Origin of the sequence: Streptomyces venezuelae, assembly GCF_008642295.1 — a bacterium.
In the GTDB taxonomy this organism is placed as follows: Bacteria; Actinomycetota; Actinomycetes; order Streptomycetales; family Streptomycetaceae; genus Streptomyces; species Streptomyces venezuelae_C.
On record NZ_CP029190.1, the window covers coordinates 1,653,314 to 1,669,840 of the forward strand.

The 16,527-nt window shown below is 70.8% G+C and carries 13 protein-coding genes and 1 pseudogene; 10 read left to right on the forward strand and 4 right to left on the reverse strand.

The genetic code is table 11. From position 1 onward, the window contains the following. Positions 1–96 precede the first annotated feature (96 nt). Entirely contained in the window at positions 97–474 is a 378-nt protein-coding gene (locus tag DEJ50_RS07160; RefSeq protein WP_150206745.1) for a hypothetical protein, read from the forward strand. A gap of 14 nt (positions 475–488) precedes the next feature. On the opposite strand, the gene DEJ50_RS07165 is transcribed toward DEJ50_RS07160, so the two are convergent. Together DEJ50_RS07165 and hemE are read right to left on the reverse strand one after the other, a co-directional pair. Next, on the reverse strand, positions 489–1,397 hold the full coding sequence (locus DEJ50_RS07165) for an aminoglycoside phosphotransferase family protein (RefSeq protein WP_150206746.1): 909 nt from the start codon (positions 1,395–1,397) through the stop codon (positions 489–491). A 7-nt stretch (positions 1,398–1,404) separates the two neighbouring features. Further along, a complete protein-coding gene (gene hemE, locus DEJ50_RS07170) occupies positions 1,405–2,469 on the reverse strand; it encodes a uroporphyrinogen decarboxylase (RefSeq protein WP_150206747.1) in 1,065 nt (354 codons plus the stop codon). Between the two features lie 91 nt (positions 2,470–2,560). Here hemE and DEJ50_RS07175 point away from each other — a divergent pair, with 91 nt between their 5' ends. The 5 genes from DEJ50_RS07175 to DEJ50_RS07195 all read left to right on the forward strand — a co-directional run bounded on the left by DEJ50_RS07175 (position 2,561) and on the right by DEJ50_RS07195 (position 9,198). Then, the gene (locus tag DEJ50_RS07175; protein ID WP_150206748.1) at positions 2,561–3,211 is read left to right on the forward strand and encodes a DUF3000 domain-containing protein; all 651 of its coding nucleotides are present in this window, start codon (positions 2,561–2,563) and stop codon (positions 3,209–3,211) included. 205 nt (positions 3,212–3,416) lie between these two features. Next, positions 3,417–4,079 carry a response regulator transcription factor gene (locus DEJ50_RS07180; RefSeq protein ID WP_150206749.1) on the forward strand — a complete coding sequence of 221 codons (663 nt, stop codon included), beginning with the start codon at positions 3,417–3,419 and terminating at the stop codon, positions 4,077–4,079. A 255-nt stretch (positions 4,080–4,334) separates the two neighbouring features. Next, a complete protein-coding gene (locus tag DEJ50_RS07185) occupies positions 4,335–5,621 on the forward strand; it encodes a ribonuclease D (RefSeq protein ID WP_150206750.1) in 1,287 nt (428 codons plus the stop codon). 215 nt (positions 5,622–5,836) lie between these two features. Continuing rightward, a complete protein-coding gene (locus tag DEJ50_RS07190; protein WP_150206751.1) occupies positions 5,837–7,063 on the forward strand; it encodes an acetyl-CoA C-acyltransferase in 1,227 nt (408 codons plus the stop codon). Beyond that, positions 7,060–9,198, forward strand: coding sequence for a 3-hydroxyacyl-CoA dehydrogenase NAD-binding domain-containing protein (locus DEJ50_RS07195; RefSeq protein ID WP_150206752.1), 2,139 nt, complete (start codon positions 7,060–7,062; stop codon positions 9,196–9,198). The genes DEJ50_RS07190 and DEJ50_RS07195 overlap by 4 nt, the downstream gene beginning before the upstream one ends. An 83-nt stretch (positions 9,199–9,281) precedes the next feature. On the opposite strand, the gene DEJ50_RS07200 is transcribed toward DEJ50_RS07195, so the two are convergent. Both DEJ50_RS07200 and DEJ50_RS07205 read right to left on the reverse strand, forming a co-directional pair. Continuing rightward, positions 9,282–11,018: an alpha-2,8-polysialyltransferase family protein gene (locus DEJ50_RS07200; RefSeq protein ID WP_190344331.1), complete on the reverse strand. Its 1,737-nt coding sequence runs from the start codon at positions 11,016–11,018 to the stop codon at positions 9,282–9,284. Then, entirely contained in the window at positions 11,015–11,992 is a 978-nt protein-coding gene (locus DEJ50_RS07205) for a glycosyltransferase family 2 protein (RefSeq protein WP_150206753.1), read from the reverse strand. Before DEJ50_RS07205 ends, DEJ50_RS07200 begins: the two co-directional genes overlap by 4 nt. A gap of 342 nt (positions 11,993–12,334) precedes the next feature. On the opposite strand from DEJ50_RS07205, the gene DEJ50_RS07210 reads away from it, so the two are divergent. From DEJ50_RS07210 to DEJ50_RS07225, 4 genes and pseudogenes are all read left to right on the forward strand, one after another. Next, positions 12,335–13,609: a DUF6716 putative glycosyltransferase gene (locus DEJ50_RS07210; protein WP_190344332.1), complete on the forward strand. Its 1,275-nt coding sequence runs from the start codon at positions 12,335–12,337 to the stop codon at positions 13,607–13,609. A 71-nt stretch (positions 13,610–13,680) separates the two neighbouring features. Beyond that, positions 13,681–14,418, forward strand: a pseudogene (locus DEJ50_RS07215) (cytidylyltransferase domain-containing protein); the annotation flags it as partial. A gap of 133 nt (positions 14,419–14,551) precedes the next feature. After that, positions 14,552–15,454 carry an N-acetylneuraminate synthase family protein gene (locus tag DEJ50_RS07220; protein WP_190344333.1) on the forward strand — a complete coding sequence of 301 codons (903 nt, stop codon included), beginning with the start codon at positions 14,552–14,554 and terminating at the stop codon, positions 15,452–15,454. Between the two features lie 10 nt (positions 15,455–15,464). Next, positions 15,465–16,517 carry a hypothetical protein gene (locus DEJ50_RS07225; protein WP_150206755.1) on the forward strand — a complete coding sequence of 351 codons (1,053 nt, stop codon included), beginning with the start codon at positions 15,465–15,467 and terminating at the stop codon, positions 16,515–16,517. Positions 16,518–16,527: the final 10 nt, after the last annotated feature.

The following is a 16,527-nucleotide window of genomic DNA, read 5'->3' on the forward strand; positions in this document are numbered from 1 at the left end:
GCGGGCCCGCTCGCCCTGCCCCTGGCCGGCCGCGCCGATATCCTGGGATCGACCGTCGGGGGCTTTCCAGGCTTTCCTCATGTGGAGGGCAGCACGATGAACCGGCACCGCCGTCTGGCCCTGCTCGCCCCGGCCCTCGCCGCCTGCGCGGCCCTCGCCCCCGCCGTCCTTCCGCCGGGCGCCGCGGCAGCTCCCGCCCAGCCGGCCTGCGAACTGGTGCCCGCCGCACCCGGCATGGCGGCGGACCAGGAGCCGCCCTTCACCCTCCGGCTGACCGGGTTCCGGCCGGACCAGCGCGTCATGGTCGACGGGCCGACGGACTTCCGGGCCACGACGGACTCCATGGGCGAGTTCGAGGAGGACGGCGTCGTCTACGGCCCGTACCGCGTCGGCTTCCGCGAGGACCCGGCGGCGGACCCGAGGATCATCACCTGCACCACGCCGCCCCGGCCGCAGCCCGGGGCCGTCGGCTGAGCCGGCGGGACCGGTCAGGCCGGGTCCGACAGCAGCGCGCCGATCACCCGGCGGGCCGTCGCCGCCATCTCCGGCTTCGATGTGCGGTAGTAGCGGAGCTCCATCAGCGCGATCGACAGCGCCCAGCCCCGGCCGCGCGCCCACATCGCCTCGTCGGCGCCGAGCGCCGACCGGAATGCGTCCCGGGCCGGGGCCGGGAGGATGTACCAGGCGGCGATCGTGTCCACGGCGGGGTCGCCCAGTCCCAGGCAGCCGAAGTCGATGACGGCGCTGAGCCGCCCCTGCACGGTCAGTACGTTGCCGGGCTGGAGGTCGGCATGGATCCAGACCGGCGGCCGGTCCCAGCCGGGTGCCTCCAGGGCGGCCTCCCACACGGCGGTCGCCGCGGCGGTGCCGGCCGCGTCGAACTCGCCGTGCTGCTCGTACAGCTCCGCGAGTGCCTCCCGGGTGGCCGCGTCCCGGGCCGCCAGGGGTTCGCTGCGGTACGCGGCGGGCCCGCCCGCCGGCTCGGCCGCCCGCAGCGCGGTGATGAAGCCGGCCAGGTCCGCGGCGAGCGGCCCGGCGTCGGCGGGCTGTGACTCGAGGGGGGTCTCCCCGTCCAGCCAGCGGTACACCGACCACGGCCACGGGTACCCCTCGGCGGGCCCGCCCCGGCCCAGCGGGACCGGGACCGCCGCCGGGAGCTGCGGTGCGAGCCGGGGCAGCCAGTGGTGCTCGGTGTCCACGTCCGCGGCGGCGGAGGCGGTGCGCGGCAGCCGGACCACCATGTCGGTGCCGAGGCGGTACATCACATTGGACGTGCCGCCCGTGGCCACCCTGCCGACGGCGAGCCCGGACCACTGCGGGAACCGGGCCCGGACCAGCCGCCGGACCAGGTCCTCGTCCAGCTCGGGCTCGTCCGGGTGCAGCCGCTGCGCCGCCATTCCGCGGCTAGCGGGCCGTCTTGGTGTGGACGTAGTCCACGAGGCGGGTCAGCGCCTCCGGGTCGGTGGTCGGCAGGACCCCGTGGCCCAGGTTGAAGACGTGCCCCTCCAGGCCGGCGGCTGCGGCGAGCACCTCGTCGGTCTTGGCCTCGACGGCCTCCGGGGTGGAGAACAGCACGGCCGGGTCCAGGTTGCCCTGGAGCGCCTTGCCGGGGCCGACCCGCCGGGCCGCCTCGTCCAGCGGGATGCGCCAGTCCACGCCGACCACGTCCGCACCGGCCTCGCCCATCAGGCCCAGCAGCTCGCCGGTTCCGACGCCGAAGTGGATGCGCGGGACCCCGTACGAGGCCACCGACTCGAAGACCTTCGCCGAGGCCGGCATCACCGAGCGGCGGTAGTCCGCCGGGGCGAGGGCACCGACCCAGGAGTCGAAGAGCTGCACGGCGGACACGCCGGCCTCGATCTGAACCTTCAGGAAGGCGGAGGTGATCTCCGCGAGGCGGTCCAGCAGGTCGGCCCACAGCTGCGGGTCGCCGTACATGAGGGCCTTGGTGTGCTCGTGGTTGCGCGAGGGCCCGCCCTCGACGAGGTAGCTCGCAAGGGTGAAAGGCGCACCGGCGAAGCCGATCAACGGCGTGCTGCCGAGTTCACCCGTGAGCATGCCGATGGCCTCGGTGACGTAGGCCACATCCTCGGGTGTCAGGTCGCGCAGCTGTGCGAGGTCCTCGCGGCGGCGGATCGGCTGGGCGACGACCGGGCCGATGCCCGGCTTGATGTCCAGGTCGATGCCGATGGCCTTGAGCGGGACCACGATGTCGGAGAAGAAGATCGCCGCGTCCACCTTGTGGCGGCGCACCGGCTGCAGGGTGATCTCGGTGACCAGGTCGGGCCGCATGCAGGACTCCAGCATCGCGGTGCCCTCGCGGACCTTGCGGTACTCGGGGAGGGAGCGCCCGGCCTGCCGCATGAACCACACCGGGGTGTGCGGCACCGGCTCGCGCCGGCACGCCTTCAGGAAGGCGGAATCGTACGTCTGACTCGGCTGGCCCTGCGGGCGGTCGTTGGCACTCACGACCCAAATCTTCGCACGTATGAAGAAGTGCCCGCCGCGGCGCGGGTGTCCCTGCGCTGAACGGGGCCTTCTTCCGCCTATCGTTCCCCGCATGGCTGCGGCTCAGGGACGATTTTCAGATGGCGCTGACGGTATGGACAGCGCGAAGGAGACCTCCGTCCCACTCCCGTTCCGACGGGCTGTCGAGGGCTTGCGGAAGGCGCGGCTGCGTCCGGGAATCGAGATCGATCCCACCAGGCCGCCGCAACGCCTGGCGCCCCATGCGTACGCCCTGGAGGCGGCGGTGGTGGAGGGGGACGAGGACCTGGCCGACGGCCGGCTGATCCTGCTCCACGACCCGGCCGGTCACGAAGCCTGGCACGGGACCTTCCGGCTGGTGACGCTCGTACGGGCGGAACTGGAGCCGGAGATGGCCGCGGACCCGCTCCTTCCGGAGGTGTGCTGGTCCTGGCTGACGGGGGCCCTGGAGGCCCGCGGGCTGACGTACGGGGAGGCGAGCGGCACGGTCACCCGGGCGAGCTCGCACTACTTCGGGGGGCTCGGGGAGCGGCGCCCGGCGACGCAGATCGAGATCAGAGCCTCGTGGACGCCCCGGGAGGGGGTGGGAGGGGTGCCGGACACGGCGGCCCACCTGTCCGCGTGGTGCGAGCTGCTGTGCCAGATCGCCGGGCTGGAGCCGCTGCCCCCGGCGGATCCGGGTGTGGTGTCGCTGCCGCAGCGGCGCGGCCCCCAGCATCCGTAGTCCTGCCGGTTGTCCGCAGCTGGCGGCCTCTGATCGATCACCGATCGATCGCGCGTCCGAATTGCCCGAATTGTTACTCACCAAATCGTGATCATTCCCTAAAGCCGGGCGGGTGACGTGCCGAAGGAGTCAGTGACCATCCGCACGGAGCGCACCGGCTTCTTCCCCGAGCCGGTGCCGTCCCGCCACTCCCCCAGGAGGCCTGGTGTCCGTTCTTCTCGAGCAGCCCGCAAGCCTGGTCGCCTACCGCCCGAACAAGCCGACGGCCATGGTCGTCGTCGCCGACCCGCGCGTCCGTTCCACCGTGACCCGCCACCTGTGGGCCCTCGGAGTCCGTGACGTGATCGAGGCATCGTCCATCGCGGAGGCCCGTCCCCGCGTCGGCAACCCGCGCGACATCTGCGTGGCCGACGTCCACCTGCCCGACGGTTCCGGTCTCACCCTGCTCTCCGAGACCCGGGCCGCCGGCTGGCCCAACGGCCTGGCCCTGTCCGCCGCCGACGACATCGGCGCGGTCCGCAACGCCCTCGCGGGCGGAGTCAAGGGCTATGTCGTCACCGGTACCCGTACCAACATCGGACTCCCCACCCGGCCGGGCGCCGCGCCCATCGGCTCGGCCGCCGCCCGTATGCACCGCCGCCCCCCGGGTGCCCCGAGCCACCCGGGCGGCTACCGCGAGCTCTCCGGCCGTGAGGTCGAGGTCCTGCGCCTCGTCGCGGAGGGCCAGTCCAACAAGGCCATCGGCGTCTCGATGGGCCTGTCCGCCCTGACCGTCAAGTCCCACCTCGCCCGGATCGCCCGCAAGCTGGGCACCGGGGACCGGGCCGGAATGGTCGCCGTGGCCCTCCGGACCGGGATCATCCACTGAGCCCGGCCCGCGGCCCCCGGATAGGCATCCGGATAGGCACCCGTATAGCCATCCGGACGGACATCCGGCCGGCCACCCCAACGGATATCCGGCCGAAAACCGGGACCAGAGCCCGGACGAACGCCCGGGGAACCCCGCGGGAAACCCCGGGGGACGACCCGGGAACCCCCGGCGAAACCGCCGCACTCCCGCCCCGCGCCCGTCGACGGAACGTTCCGGCGACGGGCGCGTCGTATCCGCGGATACCCTTGAGCGGTGACCGACGCCCAAGAGACCGCAGCAGACCTGCGCACCACCACCGGGGGCGGCCCCCCGGACGACGTCGATGTTCCGTCCGATGGGCTGCCGATTCCGCTGCTCGAACCCCGTGAGGGGATTCCTCCGGTGGTCGCCGACCAGGACTCCCTCGCCCGGGTGATCGCGGCCTTCGCCGCGGGTACCGGCCCCGTCGCCGTCGACGCCGAACGCGCCTCCGGATACCGCTACGGGCAGCGCGCCTACCTGGTGCAGCTGCGCCGCGAGGGCGCGGGTTCCGCGCTGATCGACCCGGTGGGCTGCCCCGACCTGACGGCCCTCGGCGAGGTGCTGTCCGGTACGGAGTGGATCCTGCACGCCGCCACCCAGGACCTGCCCTGCCTCCGTGACATAGGCATGGTGCCGACCACCCTGTTCGACACCGAGCTGGCCGGCCGGCTGGCCGGGTTCCCGCGGGTGGGCCTGGGCGCGATGGTGGAGAGCGTGCTCGGGTACGCCCTGGAGAAGGGGCACTCGGCGGTCGACTGGTCGACCCGCCCGCTGCCCGAGCCCTGGCTGCGGTACGCCGCGCTGGACGTGGAGCTCCTGGTCGACCTGCGGGACGCCCTGGAGAAGGAACTGGACCGGCAGGGCAAGCTGGACTGGGCCCGGCAGGAGTTCGACGCCATCGCCTCGGCCCCGCCGGCCCCGCCGCGCAAGGACCCCTGGCGGCGCACCTCCGGCATGCACAAGGTGCGCCGGCGCCGGCAGATGGCCATCGTCCGCGAACTGTGGGAGACCCGGGACCGGATCGCCCAGCGGCGGGACGTCTCCCCGGGCAAGGTGCTGGGCGACGCGGCGATCATCGAGGCCGCCCTTGCCGTGCCCGCCCATGTCCACGCCCTGTCCGCCCTGCCCGGGTACGGCCAGCGGATGGGCCGGCGCCAGCTGGACCAGTGGATGGCCGCCGTGGACCGCGCCCGGGCGCTGCCCGAGGCCGAGCTGCCGCAGCCGGGGGCCACGCCCAGCGGTCCGCCGCCGCCGCGCTCCTGGGCGGACAAGGACCCGGCCGCCGCGGCCCGCCTCTCGGCGGCCCGGACCGCCGTCTCGGCCCTGGCCGAGCAGCTGAACCTGCCCCAGGAGAACCTGGTCGCCCCGGACACCGTGCGCAGGCTCTGCTGGGAACCGCCGAAGCAGCTCACGGCCGCCTCGGTGGCGGAGGCCCTCACCGAGTACGGGGCCCGGCCCTGGCAGATCGAGCAGGTGACGGTCCCGCTGGTCACGGCCCTGACGGCCGCTGCGGCCTGACGCCCGGCACCCTGCGAAGCCCCCGGCCGCCGGCCGGGGGCTTCGCCGTACCCCGGTCCCGCCCGGGGCCGGGCGGTGTGACCTTCGCCGCTCCCGGGGCAGGGGGTGTCCAGTTCGGTTACCCGCAAGTAGCATGACGGGGTGAGCGCGCGCTCAGGAGATCCTGGCGCGGCGCCGCGCAGCAGTGCCACCCCGCACCCTGGAGGAGAGCCATCGTGCCTCGTACCGTCAGGGACGTCGTCTTCGTCGACGGCGTCCGCACCCCGTTCGGCAAGGCGGGCCCGAAGGGCATCTACCACGAGACCCGCGCCGACGACCTCGTCGTGAAGGCGATCCGGGAGCTGCTGCGCCGCAACCCGGACCTCGACCCGAAGAAGATCGACGAGGTGGCCATCGCCGCCACCACGCAGATCGGCGACCAGGGTCTGACCCTGGGCCGCACGGCCGGCATCCTCGCGGGCCTCCCGCAGTCCGTCCCGGGCTACTCCATCGACCGCATGTGCGCCGGCGCGCTGACCGCCGTGACCGCCGTTGCGGGCGGCGTGGCCTTCGGTGCGTACGACGTCGCCATCGCCGGCGGTGTCGAGCACATGGGCCGCCACCCCATGGGTGAGGGCGTGGACCCGAACCCGCGCTTCGTCTCCGAGAAGCTGGTCGACGAGTCCGCCCTGTTCATGGGCATGACCGCCGAGAACCTGCACGACCGCTACCCGGCGATCACCAAGCTCCGCGCCGACGAGTACGCCGTGCGCTCGCAGGAGAAGGCCGCCAAGGCGTACGCCGACGGCAAGATCCAGCAGGACCTGGTGCCGATCTCGGTGCGCAACACCAACGAGGCGGCCGGGGAGACGGGCTGGGGCCTGGTCACCTCCGACGAGCCGATGCGCCCGGGCACCACCCTGGAGAACCTCGCCGGGCTCAAGACGCCGTTCCGCGTCCACGGCCGGGTCACCGCGGGCAACGCCGCCGGTCTCAACGACGGTGCCACCGCCTCGCTCATAGCCTCCGAGGACTTCGCCCGCGAGAACAACCTCCCGGTCAAGATGCGCCTGGTCTCGTACGCCTTCGCCGGCGTCGAGCCCGAGGTGATGGGCTACGGCCCGATCCCGGCCACCGAGAAGGCGCTCGCCCAGGCGGGTCTGTCCATCGAGGACATCGGCCTGTTCGAGATCAACGAGGCGTTCGCGGTCCAGGTCCTGGCGTTCCTGGAGCACTACGGCATCGCCGACGACGACGCCCGCGTCAACCAGTACGGCGGCGCCATCGCGTTCGGCCACCCGCTGGCCTCCTCCGGCGTCCGCCTGATGACCCAGCTGGCCCGCCAGTTCGAGGAGCAGCCGCACGTCCGCTACGGCCTGACCACCATGTGCGTCGGCTTCGGCATGGGCGCGACGGTCATCTGGGAGAACCCGCACCACAAGGACGCCGGAGGCGACAAGTGAGCACCACCGCTGAGCTTCTCAAGGGCGCGGCCGAGCTGTTCCCGGACGAGGTCGTGACCTCCGCGCACGTCCGCCACCTGGACCTGCCGTTCGGCGCCGGGCGCTTCGCGCTCATCACGCTGGACAACGGCTTCGACCACACCAAGCCGACCACCTTCGGCCCGCAGTCCCTCGCCAACCTGAACGCGGCGATCGACCAGGTCGAGCAGGAGGCCACCGCCGGCACCATCGTCGGCGCGGGCATCACCGGCAAGCCGTTCATCTTCGCGGTCGGCGCCGACCTCAAGGGCGTCGAGCTGCTGAAGAAGCACGACGAGGCGCTGGCCATCGGCAAGGGCGGGCACGACGTCTTCAAGCGTCTCGCCGCGCTGGCCGTCCCCACCTTCGCGTACTACAACGGCGCGGCGATGGGCGGCGGTGTCGAGGTCGGCCTGCACTGCACCTACCGCACCGTCTCGAAGGCGATCCCGGCCTTCTCGCTGCCCGAGGTCTTCCTCGGTCTGGTCCCCGGCTGGGGCGGCTGCACCATCCTGCCGAACCTGATCGGCGCCGAGCGCGCGGTCTCGGTGATCATCGAGAACTCGCTCAACCAGAACAAGCAGCTCAAGGGCAAGCAGGTCTTCGAGCTCGGCATCGCCGACGCGATCTTCGAGGGCGCGGACTTCCTGGAGCAGTCCCTGCTGTGGACCGCGAAGGTCCTCACGGGTGACACCGAGGTCGTACGGGCCGAGATCGACCGCGGCGAGGGCTGGGACGCCGCCGTCGCCAAGGGCCGCGCCATCGCGGACTCCAAGGTGCACGGCGCGGCCCCGGCCGCCTACCGTGCGCTGGACATCATCGCCGCCTCCAAGGACGGCGACCTCCAGGCCGGTTTCGACGCCGAGGACACCGCGCTCGCGGACCTCATCATGGGCGGCGAACTGCGCTCCGGTATCTACGCCTTCAACCTGGTCCAGAAGCGCGGCAAGCGCCCGGCCGGTGCCCCGGACAAGTCCCTGGCCCGTCCGGTCACCAAGGTCGGCGTGGTCGGCGCGGGCCTGATGGCCTCGCAGCTGGCGCTGCTGTTCCTGCGCCGCCTGGAGGTGCCGGTGGTCCTCACCGACATCGACCAGGAGCGCGTGGACAAGGGTGTGGGCTATGTCCACGCCGAGATCGAGAAGCTGCTCGGCAAGGGCCGCATCAACCAGGACAAGGCCAACCGCCTCAAGGCCCTGGTGACCGGTGTCCTGGACAAGGCCGAGGGCTTCGCGGACGCGGACTTCATCATCGAGGCCGTGTTCGAGGAGATGTCGGTCAAGCAGAAGGTGTTCGCGGAGGTCGAGGCGGTCGCCCCGGCGCACGCGATCCTCGCCACCAACACCTCCTCGCTGTCGGTCTCGGAGATGGCTTCCAAGCTCAAGCACCCCGAGCGCGTGGTCGGCTTCCACTTCTTCAACCCGGTCGCGATCCTGCCGCTGCTGGAGATCGTCCGCGGTGAGCAGACCGACGACGCCTCGCTGGCCACGGCCTTCGGTGTCGCCAAGAAGCTGAAGAAGACCGCGGTCCTCACCAAGGACGCCCCGGCGTTCGTCGTGAACCGCATTCTGACCCGCTTCATGGGCGAGATCCAGAACGTCATCGACGAGGGCACCCCGGTGGCCACGGCGGAGAAGGCCATCGAGCCGCTCGGCCTGCCGATGTCCCCGCTGGTGCTGCTGGAGCTGGTCGGCCCGGCGATCGGCCTGCACGTCTCCGAGACCCTGAACCGCGCCTTCCCGGAGCGCTTCACCGTCTCCCCCAACCTCAAGCGCGTGGTCGAGGCCGGCAAGCGGGGCTTCTACGTCTACACCGCCGAGAACGGCTTCAAGCCGGAGCTGGACCCCGAGGTCGCCGCTCTCCTGGTCCAGGGCGACTCCGTCCTGACCGAGGAGCAGGTCCGGGACCGCGTCCTGGACGCGGTGGCGCAGGAGATCGGCCTGATGCTGGAGGAGGGTGTCGTGGCCGAGGCCCAGGACATCGACCTCTGCCTCATCACGGGCGCCGGCTGGCCCTTCCACCTGGGCGGCGTCACGCCGTACCTGGACCGTGAGGGCGTCTCGGAGCGGGTGAACGGCAAGAAGTTCCTCGCCCCCGGCATCGCGAGCGTCCCGGCGTAACGTCCGGACGACGGACGACGGACGACCGTTACGGCGAAGCCCCTCCGCACCTGGTGCGGAGGGGCTTCGCCGTGTGGTGCGCGTCAGCGGCGGAGGAACCGCTTGCCCTTGACCAGCCGCTCGGCGGCCGGCGAGTTCGGGTTGAGGCGGAGCGCCTCCCGGCCGGCCAGCTGCCGCAGTTCGGTGCCGCGTTTGCCCATCCGGGCGGCGGTCTCGCCGATCCGCAGCCAGGTCAGGGCCCGTTCGCTGCCCTCGGCGTTCCTGACCGCCTTCTCCAGGTGCTCCTCGGCCAGGTCCAGCTCGCCGCTGCGGATGCGCAGTTGGGCCATGCCGATGAGGACGTCGAAGTGCTCGCGCTCGGCGAGCAGCTTCGTACCGACCTGCAGGGCGCCCTCGTCGTCCCCGTCCTCCAGCAGGGAGGCGAACCCGGCGAGCGAGACCTCGATGACCGGAACCTCGAACTGCATGCCCCGGGTGGGCATGAACCGCATCCGGCGGCCCCGCAGGGTCTTCTTGGTCGGCGGCCCCGGCAGGTCCAGCTTGTCCCGGGTCTTGTCGTTGAAGTGCATGCCCAGCTCGGGGCGTTGCTCCCACACCGGAACGGCCGCGGCGATGTACTGCTCGGCGACCGGGCGGAGGAAGGAGTACCGCTTGGGCTGCATGCAGAACCCGACGGTGCAGACGTACGCGGCCAGTTCACCCGTCACATAGGCGGCGTCCAGGACGCGGTCGGCCATCCCGCCGCCCGGGGCCTCGAGGTCGGGCAGCAGGGCGTGGGTGATGGTGACGGGGATGCGGTTGCTGTTCTCGTACGGCCGCATCCGCCGGATGACCTCCAGCGAGCCGATCTGCCCGACCGGGATCCCGTACAGCGAGCGGGCGGTGAACAGGCCGGTGGAGAAACAGCCGATGACGAACCGGGGCTTCAGGTACTCGAAGAGGGTCTCGGCCAGGACGGGGGCGTCGACCACCAGGAAGTCCACGCCGGCCTGCTGCGCCGCCAGGGCGAGGGTGTCGGCCAGGTTGGAGGGGGCGCTCGGGTGCGGTTTGAAGATGACCGAGCGGAAGCCCATGCCCACGGCGGCCTGGAACATCCGCAGGTGGAGCTGCTCCTCCTCGTCCTCCGAGAGGATCTTGAGGGCGGAGAGGTACTGGCCCAGCAGGACGGCGGTCTCCTGCCCGTGTTGCAGCATGTGCGGGGGGATCGCCGCGTCGAGCAGCGGGCGGCACTCCCGGGTGAGCTCCGACAGGAGCCCGAGCACGGCGCGGGTGTCCACGGGCTGCGAGGGGATCCGGTACTCCGTCAGGAGCATGGGGACCAGCTGCGGGATGAGGTCCAGGTAGAGCACCCGGGAGATCCGGGCGTGGAGGTCGCGGTGCAGGTCGTTGCGGGTGGGGCCGTAGCTCATCACCCCGTCCGCGTAGACGGTGACCGTGGCGTCGGAGAAGATCTGGCAGAGCGCCTGGGCCGGCTTGACCTGGATGGACTCGACGATGAGTTCGAGCGGGCCGGGGGCCAGGCGGATCTTCTCCCCGAGCAGGGTGCGCCACAGCAGGAGGTCCTCGCCCCGGGGCCCCCACATCGAGGGGTGATAGGGGGCGATGAGCTCGTTCCAGTACACGATCCGGGTGAAGCGGGAGACCACGGATTCGGCTCCGTGCATCCGGTGCAGCGGAGTCGCCACTTCCGGAATGTCCACGTTGTTGCACACGAGCAGGATGCGCTCGCGTCCGCCCGGCGGTCCGAACTGGCCGGCATCGATGGCGGCGGCCACCGTCATCGCGCCGTAGAGGGTGGAAGCGGCAAATATCTGTGTCATGACGCGGCAGCACCCAGAACGGTCGAAAGCAGCGATCGCAGTTTCTTCACCCGGCGTGCGTCCATGCCGTCCAGGGTTCCCTCGAGCACGTCCCGGGGGCTCTCCACCAGGACCCGGGCGCTGCGCTCCATGAGCAGTGAGCGGGTGTATTCGTCATAGGTGTCGGCGCGGTCCAGGTGGATGCAGATCATTGCGCAGAGCGTCCGCATGGCCTTGAACGACAGTTCATATCCGCGCGGATGTCCCGATATCTCCTGGAACACCTTCCGGTAGCACACGATGAAATCGAGCTGGCGCTCGTCGGGAATCCTCGTGAGCGAGCCGGCCACATCGCGGCGGTAGAAGACGCCGAACAGATCGACGACACCGAAGGAGCGGGCCCTCAGATGCAGGCGCCACATCCAGTGGCGGTCCTCGGCGGTGCGCAGGGTCTCGTCGAAGTACAGGCCGTCGAAGGAGAGCAGGCGCTCGCGGTCGTAGATTCCGGCCCACACCAGCGGGTAGTCGACGATGGACGAGGCATCAACCGGAAGGATATAGTCCGCCGGGTCCAGCCTCATGGCCCGAGGAGAGACGGGACACTTGGCTATCTCGCGCTTCCTGCCGAAGACCTTGACATGTCCGGTGCGAAGGAAGTCGACGCCCGACTGACCGATCCAGCTCACCAGCTGTGAGAGGTATCCGGGTCCGTACCAGTCATCCCCGTCGAGAAACGTGACATAACGTCCACGGGCGGCGGCGAGTCCGCGGTTCCGGGTGGCCGAGATCCCCATGTTCTGCTGATTGGGGATCAGGACCGCACCCGGAATGGACGGCAGCATCTGCTGAATGATTTCCAGGGTCCCATCGGTGGAGCAGTCGTCCACGATGATGAACTCGAAATCCTCTCTCGCATTCAGCGCCAGGGACTTAAGTGTTGTCCGACAGTAGTCGCGGACATTGCACATCGGAACAATCACCGACAACGTAACCATCAGTAACACTCACCTTCTTCCATTCACTGACACACCTTCACCGACCTGCGACGGCACGGGCACCGTATGTACACAGGTCCCACACAATCGGCAATCCCGCCGAACATCATGGCAGAACCGCCCGGTTGCCCCTCCGATTCCCGGGCGCCCGCCGCACCACTATGCCGATTTGTAGTGTCCCGGTCAGGATGTACAGTGTTCCGGACCGCGGGGGCAATCCGGCCGGGCCAGCGTGCCGGAAGCGCAGCCACCGGGGCCGCTGGAGGCGTGTCGACAGGTTCACACGCCGTTTCCAGTCGCGACCCTTGTGTCCGCTTTTCCCCCCACGAGCCAGGAGTCACAGTGCGCATCCACGTACTTGCAGACTCCGACACCCGCTGGAAATGGGGAGCCGGCCTCGCCATCGGCATGGCCCCGCACGGCCAGGTCCACGCGCACATGCTGCGTGGTCGATCCACCCCCACCGCACGGCAGTTGGCCGAGGTGGGGATCACACCCGCCGCCATCTCCGAGTCCACGCTCCCCGAGTTCGCCACGGCGCCGGAGCTGGACCAAGCGGACGTGATCATCCTCGGTACGGTGGGCGGAGCGACCCACGCGGCTTTGCACGCACTCGCCTACCGTTTCCAAGGGCAATGGCAGCGCCCCATCCTGATGACCGGTTATGTCGGTGTGGTGTACGAAAAGGTAACCGACGGCCTGCTGTTGCGTGCCGGCGCCGATATCGTGCTCGCGAACAGCCCTTTCGACGCACGCCGTTTCCGCGAAACATACATCCCCCTGGGCATTCCCGGATCGAGCATCGTGCAGACCGCCCTGCCGTTCCTGGACCACCGGCCGTACGATATGAACCGGGTCAATGCCCGGCACCCCTACACCGTGTGTTTTGCGGTGCAGCCGTCCGTGCCCGAGGACCGAAAAGGCCGCACCTATATGCTGCGCCGAGCGATCGAGCACGCCCGGCTCCGCCCGGGCCGCGATGTCCTCATCAAACTCCGCAGCAAACCGGGCGAGGCGACCACCCACGTGGAGACGCACCACTACCAGGTGCTCGCCCAGCAGATGGAAGAATCCCTGCCGCCCAATCTGCATTTCGTCTACGGCAACATGTCCGACACGCTGGACCGGACCGATCTCCTGGTGACGGTGAGTTCGACCGCCGCGCTGGAATCAATGCACCGCGGAATGCCGACCGCCATTCTGAGCGATCTCGGAGTCCGGGAAATCCACGGAAACCACTATTTCGTGGGCTCCGGCTGCGTCACCGACTGGGAGGCCATCGACCAGGGGGCCGCGCCGATGGCCCACGAGTCCTGGACCCGGGACCAGGGCATCCGCGCCACCGACCCGTTCGGCGAACTCCGGGCCCGGGTCGCCGAGCTGAGCGGGCAGCCCCTGCCGCCCATCACCCCGTACTACACCGCCGAAAGCGCACCCGAGTACGTCGCCACCCTGCTCGGCAGGCGCGGCGTGAACCTCGACGGCTCCCCCGGACAGCTGCCGGGCCGCCGGTCGAGCAGCGCCGTGCGCCGGACCTCGCGCCGGCTCATGAAAGGCGCCTATCAGTTCGGCGTCCAGCGGGTCGCTCCGAAGATCCAGCAGTGGGGCGGCGTCTAGCCCGTGCCCATGCCCATGCCCGTGTCCGAGCCCGTCCCCGCTCTTCCCGTCACTCTTCCCTGGAGACCTCTGTGAACACGGCCGTCCGGCAGGCCTCGTCCGCCGTCACCGCTGTCATCCCCGCCCGCGGCGGATCCAAGGGCATACCCGGCAAGAACGTCACACCGATCGGCGGGGTCCCGCTGGTCGCCCGGGCCGTCCGCGCCTGCCTGGCCGCCGAGCACATCACCCGTACTGTGGTGACCACGGACGACCCGGACATCGCCGAGGCCGCCCGCGCCGCCGGTGCCGAGGTGGTCGACCGCCCGGCCGAGCTCGCCTCCGACGTGTCCTCCAGCGAATCGGCCCTGCTGCACGCGCTGGACACCCTGGAGGAGCGGCACGGCGAGCCCGTCGGGGTACTCGTCTTCGTCCAGTGCACCAGCCCGTTCATCACCACCGACGAGGTGGACCGGACGGTCCTGGCCCTCACCCGCGACGGCGCCGACTCCGCCTTCACCGCGGTCCCGTTCCACGGTTTCGTCTGGCGCACCGAGCCGGACGGAGCTCCGGCGGGACACGGCGCCGACGGGGTCAACCACGACAAGGCCGTCCGCCAGCGCCGCCAGGACCGGCACCCGGAGTACCTGGAGACCGGCACCGTCTACGCGATGCGCGCCGCGGGCTTCCGCGAGCACGGCCACCGCTTCTTCGGCCGCACCCAGCTGGTCCCCACCGCCCCCGAGCGGGCCATCGAGATCGACGAGCCCGGCGACCTCGACCGGGCCCGCGCCCTGGCTCCGCTGCTGGACGCGGCGGACCGGCCGGGCATGACGTGAACGACCTCCTCCCCTGCTTCAGGCGCGCGGTACGCGAACGCGCGCTTCTGTCGCGCCGGCCCACGGAGGGCACGGCGCCGTGCGAGAGATCGCCGAATGGATCCTTGGAAAGGAACTCTGAACCGTGGTGCACAGCAACCGCATCCGCCAGGTCGGCACCAAGCAGGTGGGCCCGGGGCTGCCCACCTATGTCATCGGTGAGATCGGCATCAACCACAACGGCGACCTGGCCAACGCCATCGCCCTCATAGACGCCGCCGCCAACGCCGGCTGCGACGCCGTGAAGTTCCAGAAGCGCACCCCGGAGATCTGCACCCCGCGCGACCAGTGGGACATCGAGCGCGACACCCCCTGGGGCCGGATGACCTACATCGACTACCGCCACCGCGTCGAGTTCGGCGAGGACGAGTACCGCGCCATCGACGAGCACTGCAAGCAGCGCGGCATCGACTGGTTCGCCTCCCCGTGGGACACCGAGGCCGTCGCCTTCCTGGAGAAGTTCGACGTCCCGTGCCACAAGGTGGCCTCCGCCTCCCTCACCGACGACGAACTGCTGCGCGCCCTGCGCGCCACCGGCAAGCCGGTCATCCTCTCCACCGGCATGTCCACCCCCGAGCAGATCCGCCACGCGGTCGAGGTCCTGGGCAGCGAGAACACCATCCTCCTGCACGCCACCTCCACCTACCCGGCGGTGACCGGAGAGCTCAACCTGCGCGTCATCCACTCGCTGGAGGCCGCGTACCCCAACATCCCGATCGGCTACTCCGGCCACGAGATCGGCCTCCAGACCACCGTCGCCGCCGTCGCCATGGGCGCCACCGTGGTCGAGCGCCACATCACCCTCGACCGCGCCATGTGGGGCTCCGACCAGGCCGCCTCCGTGGAGCCGGGCGGCCTGCAGCGCCTGGTCCGCGACATCCGTGTCATCGAGGAGGCCAAGGGCGACGGCATCAAGAAGGTCTACGAGTCCGAGCTCGGCCCCATGAAGAAGCTCCGCCGCGTCCAGGGCGTCATCGCGGGCAAGTGACGAACCGTCGATGACCGAGACCCTCGCCCTGGTGGAGAGCCCTGCTCAACTGCTCAACGTGCTCGAGTGGGCCCATGTCCACCCGGGCGAGGCGTCTTCCCTCGGTATCGCCGTCCTGCAGCCCACCGACCGGCACTCCCGTGAGCAGGTGCGGCGGCTGTGCAGGTTCGCCTCCCAGGCCCGGCTGGTCTGGCGGCGCTACGAGGTGCGGTCCGGGGCGGTGAGCCGGGCCCACACCCTGCTCCGGCTCGGCCGCTCCGTCTCCGGCGCCCAGCGGCTGGTGATCGGCGACCTGTTCTCCCGTACCGTGCAGGCCCTGCTGCCCTTCTCCAAGGCGCGCGAGGTGGTGGTCGTCGACGACGGCACCGCCACCACGGAGCTGGTGACCCTGCTGACCCAGGGCCAGAGCCTCAGCCGCTGGCACCAGGGCGAGGCGCCCAGGAAGTCCGACGGCAAGGGCGGTTCGGTCGGCCGCTGGCTGTCCCGGGACACCCTGGAGCGGTTCGCCTTCTTCACCTGCATGCCGGTGAGCCCGCCGCCCGGCGCCCTGGTGGTGCCCAACGAGTACCGCTGGACCCGGGAGGCCTTCGGCCCGGTCCGGGTGCACGGCGGCGCCGATCTGGCCGGCAGCTCGCTGGTGGAGACGGGCATCATCGACCGGCAGCACTACCTGGAGGCGATCGGCTGGATCGCCCGGTCCCGCGGCGCCCAGCGCTATCTGGCGCACCGCCGCGAAAGCCCGGAAAAACTACGGGAGATCGCAGCCAGGACCGGGATGGAGATCCTCCACCCCGAGCTCCCCATGGAGGTGATGGCCCGGGTGGAGCCCATCGGGCACACCGTCCTGACCTTCGCCTCCACCATCGCCTACACACTGCCGATCGTGCTGCAGGACTCCCCGGTCCGGGTGGAGCTGTGCGAGATCGACGACACCTGGATCACCGAGGGCACCGCGGCCCGTTCGGTGGACTTCCTCCGGAAGATCTCCACCCTGGCCGTGGACCGGCACGGCCTGGCGAAGGTGCCGCCTCAGCGGAGCCTTCCGCCCGCGCGGAACGCGTAGTCCCCGCGGG

Coding starts and splice junctions, on each gene's coding strand:
- DEJ50_RS07160 (WP_150206745.1), top strand. CDS start 97: ATGAACCGGCACCGCCGTCTGGCCCTGCTCGCCCCGGCCCTCGCCGCC.
- DEJ50_RS07165 (WP_150206746.1), bottom strand. CDS start 1,397: ATGGCGGCGCAGCGGCTGCACCCGGACGAGCCCGAGCTGGACGAGGAC.
- DEJ50_RS07175 (WP_150206748.1), top strand. CDS start 2,561: ATGGCTGCGGCTCAGGGACGATTTTCAGATGGCGCTGACGGTATGGAC.
- DEJ50_RS07200 (WP_190344331.1), bottom strand. CDS start 11,018: ATGACACAGATATTTGCCGCTTCCACCCTCTACGGCGCGATGACGGTG.
- DEJ50_RS07205 (WP_150206753.1), bottom strand. CDS start 11,992: ATGGTTACGTTGTCGGTGATTGTTCCGATGTGCAATGTCCGCGACTAC.
- DEJ50_RS07225 (WP_150206755.1), top strand. CDS start 15,465: ATGACCGAGACCCTCGCCCTGGTGGAGAGCCCTGCTCAACTGCTCAAC.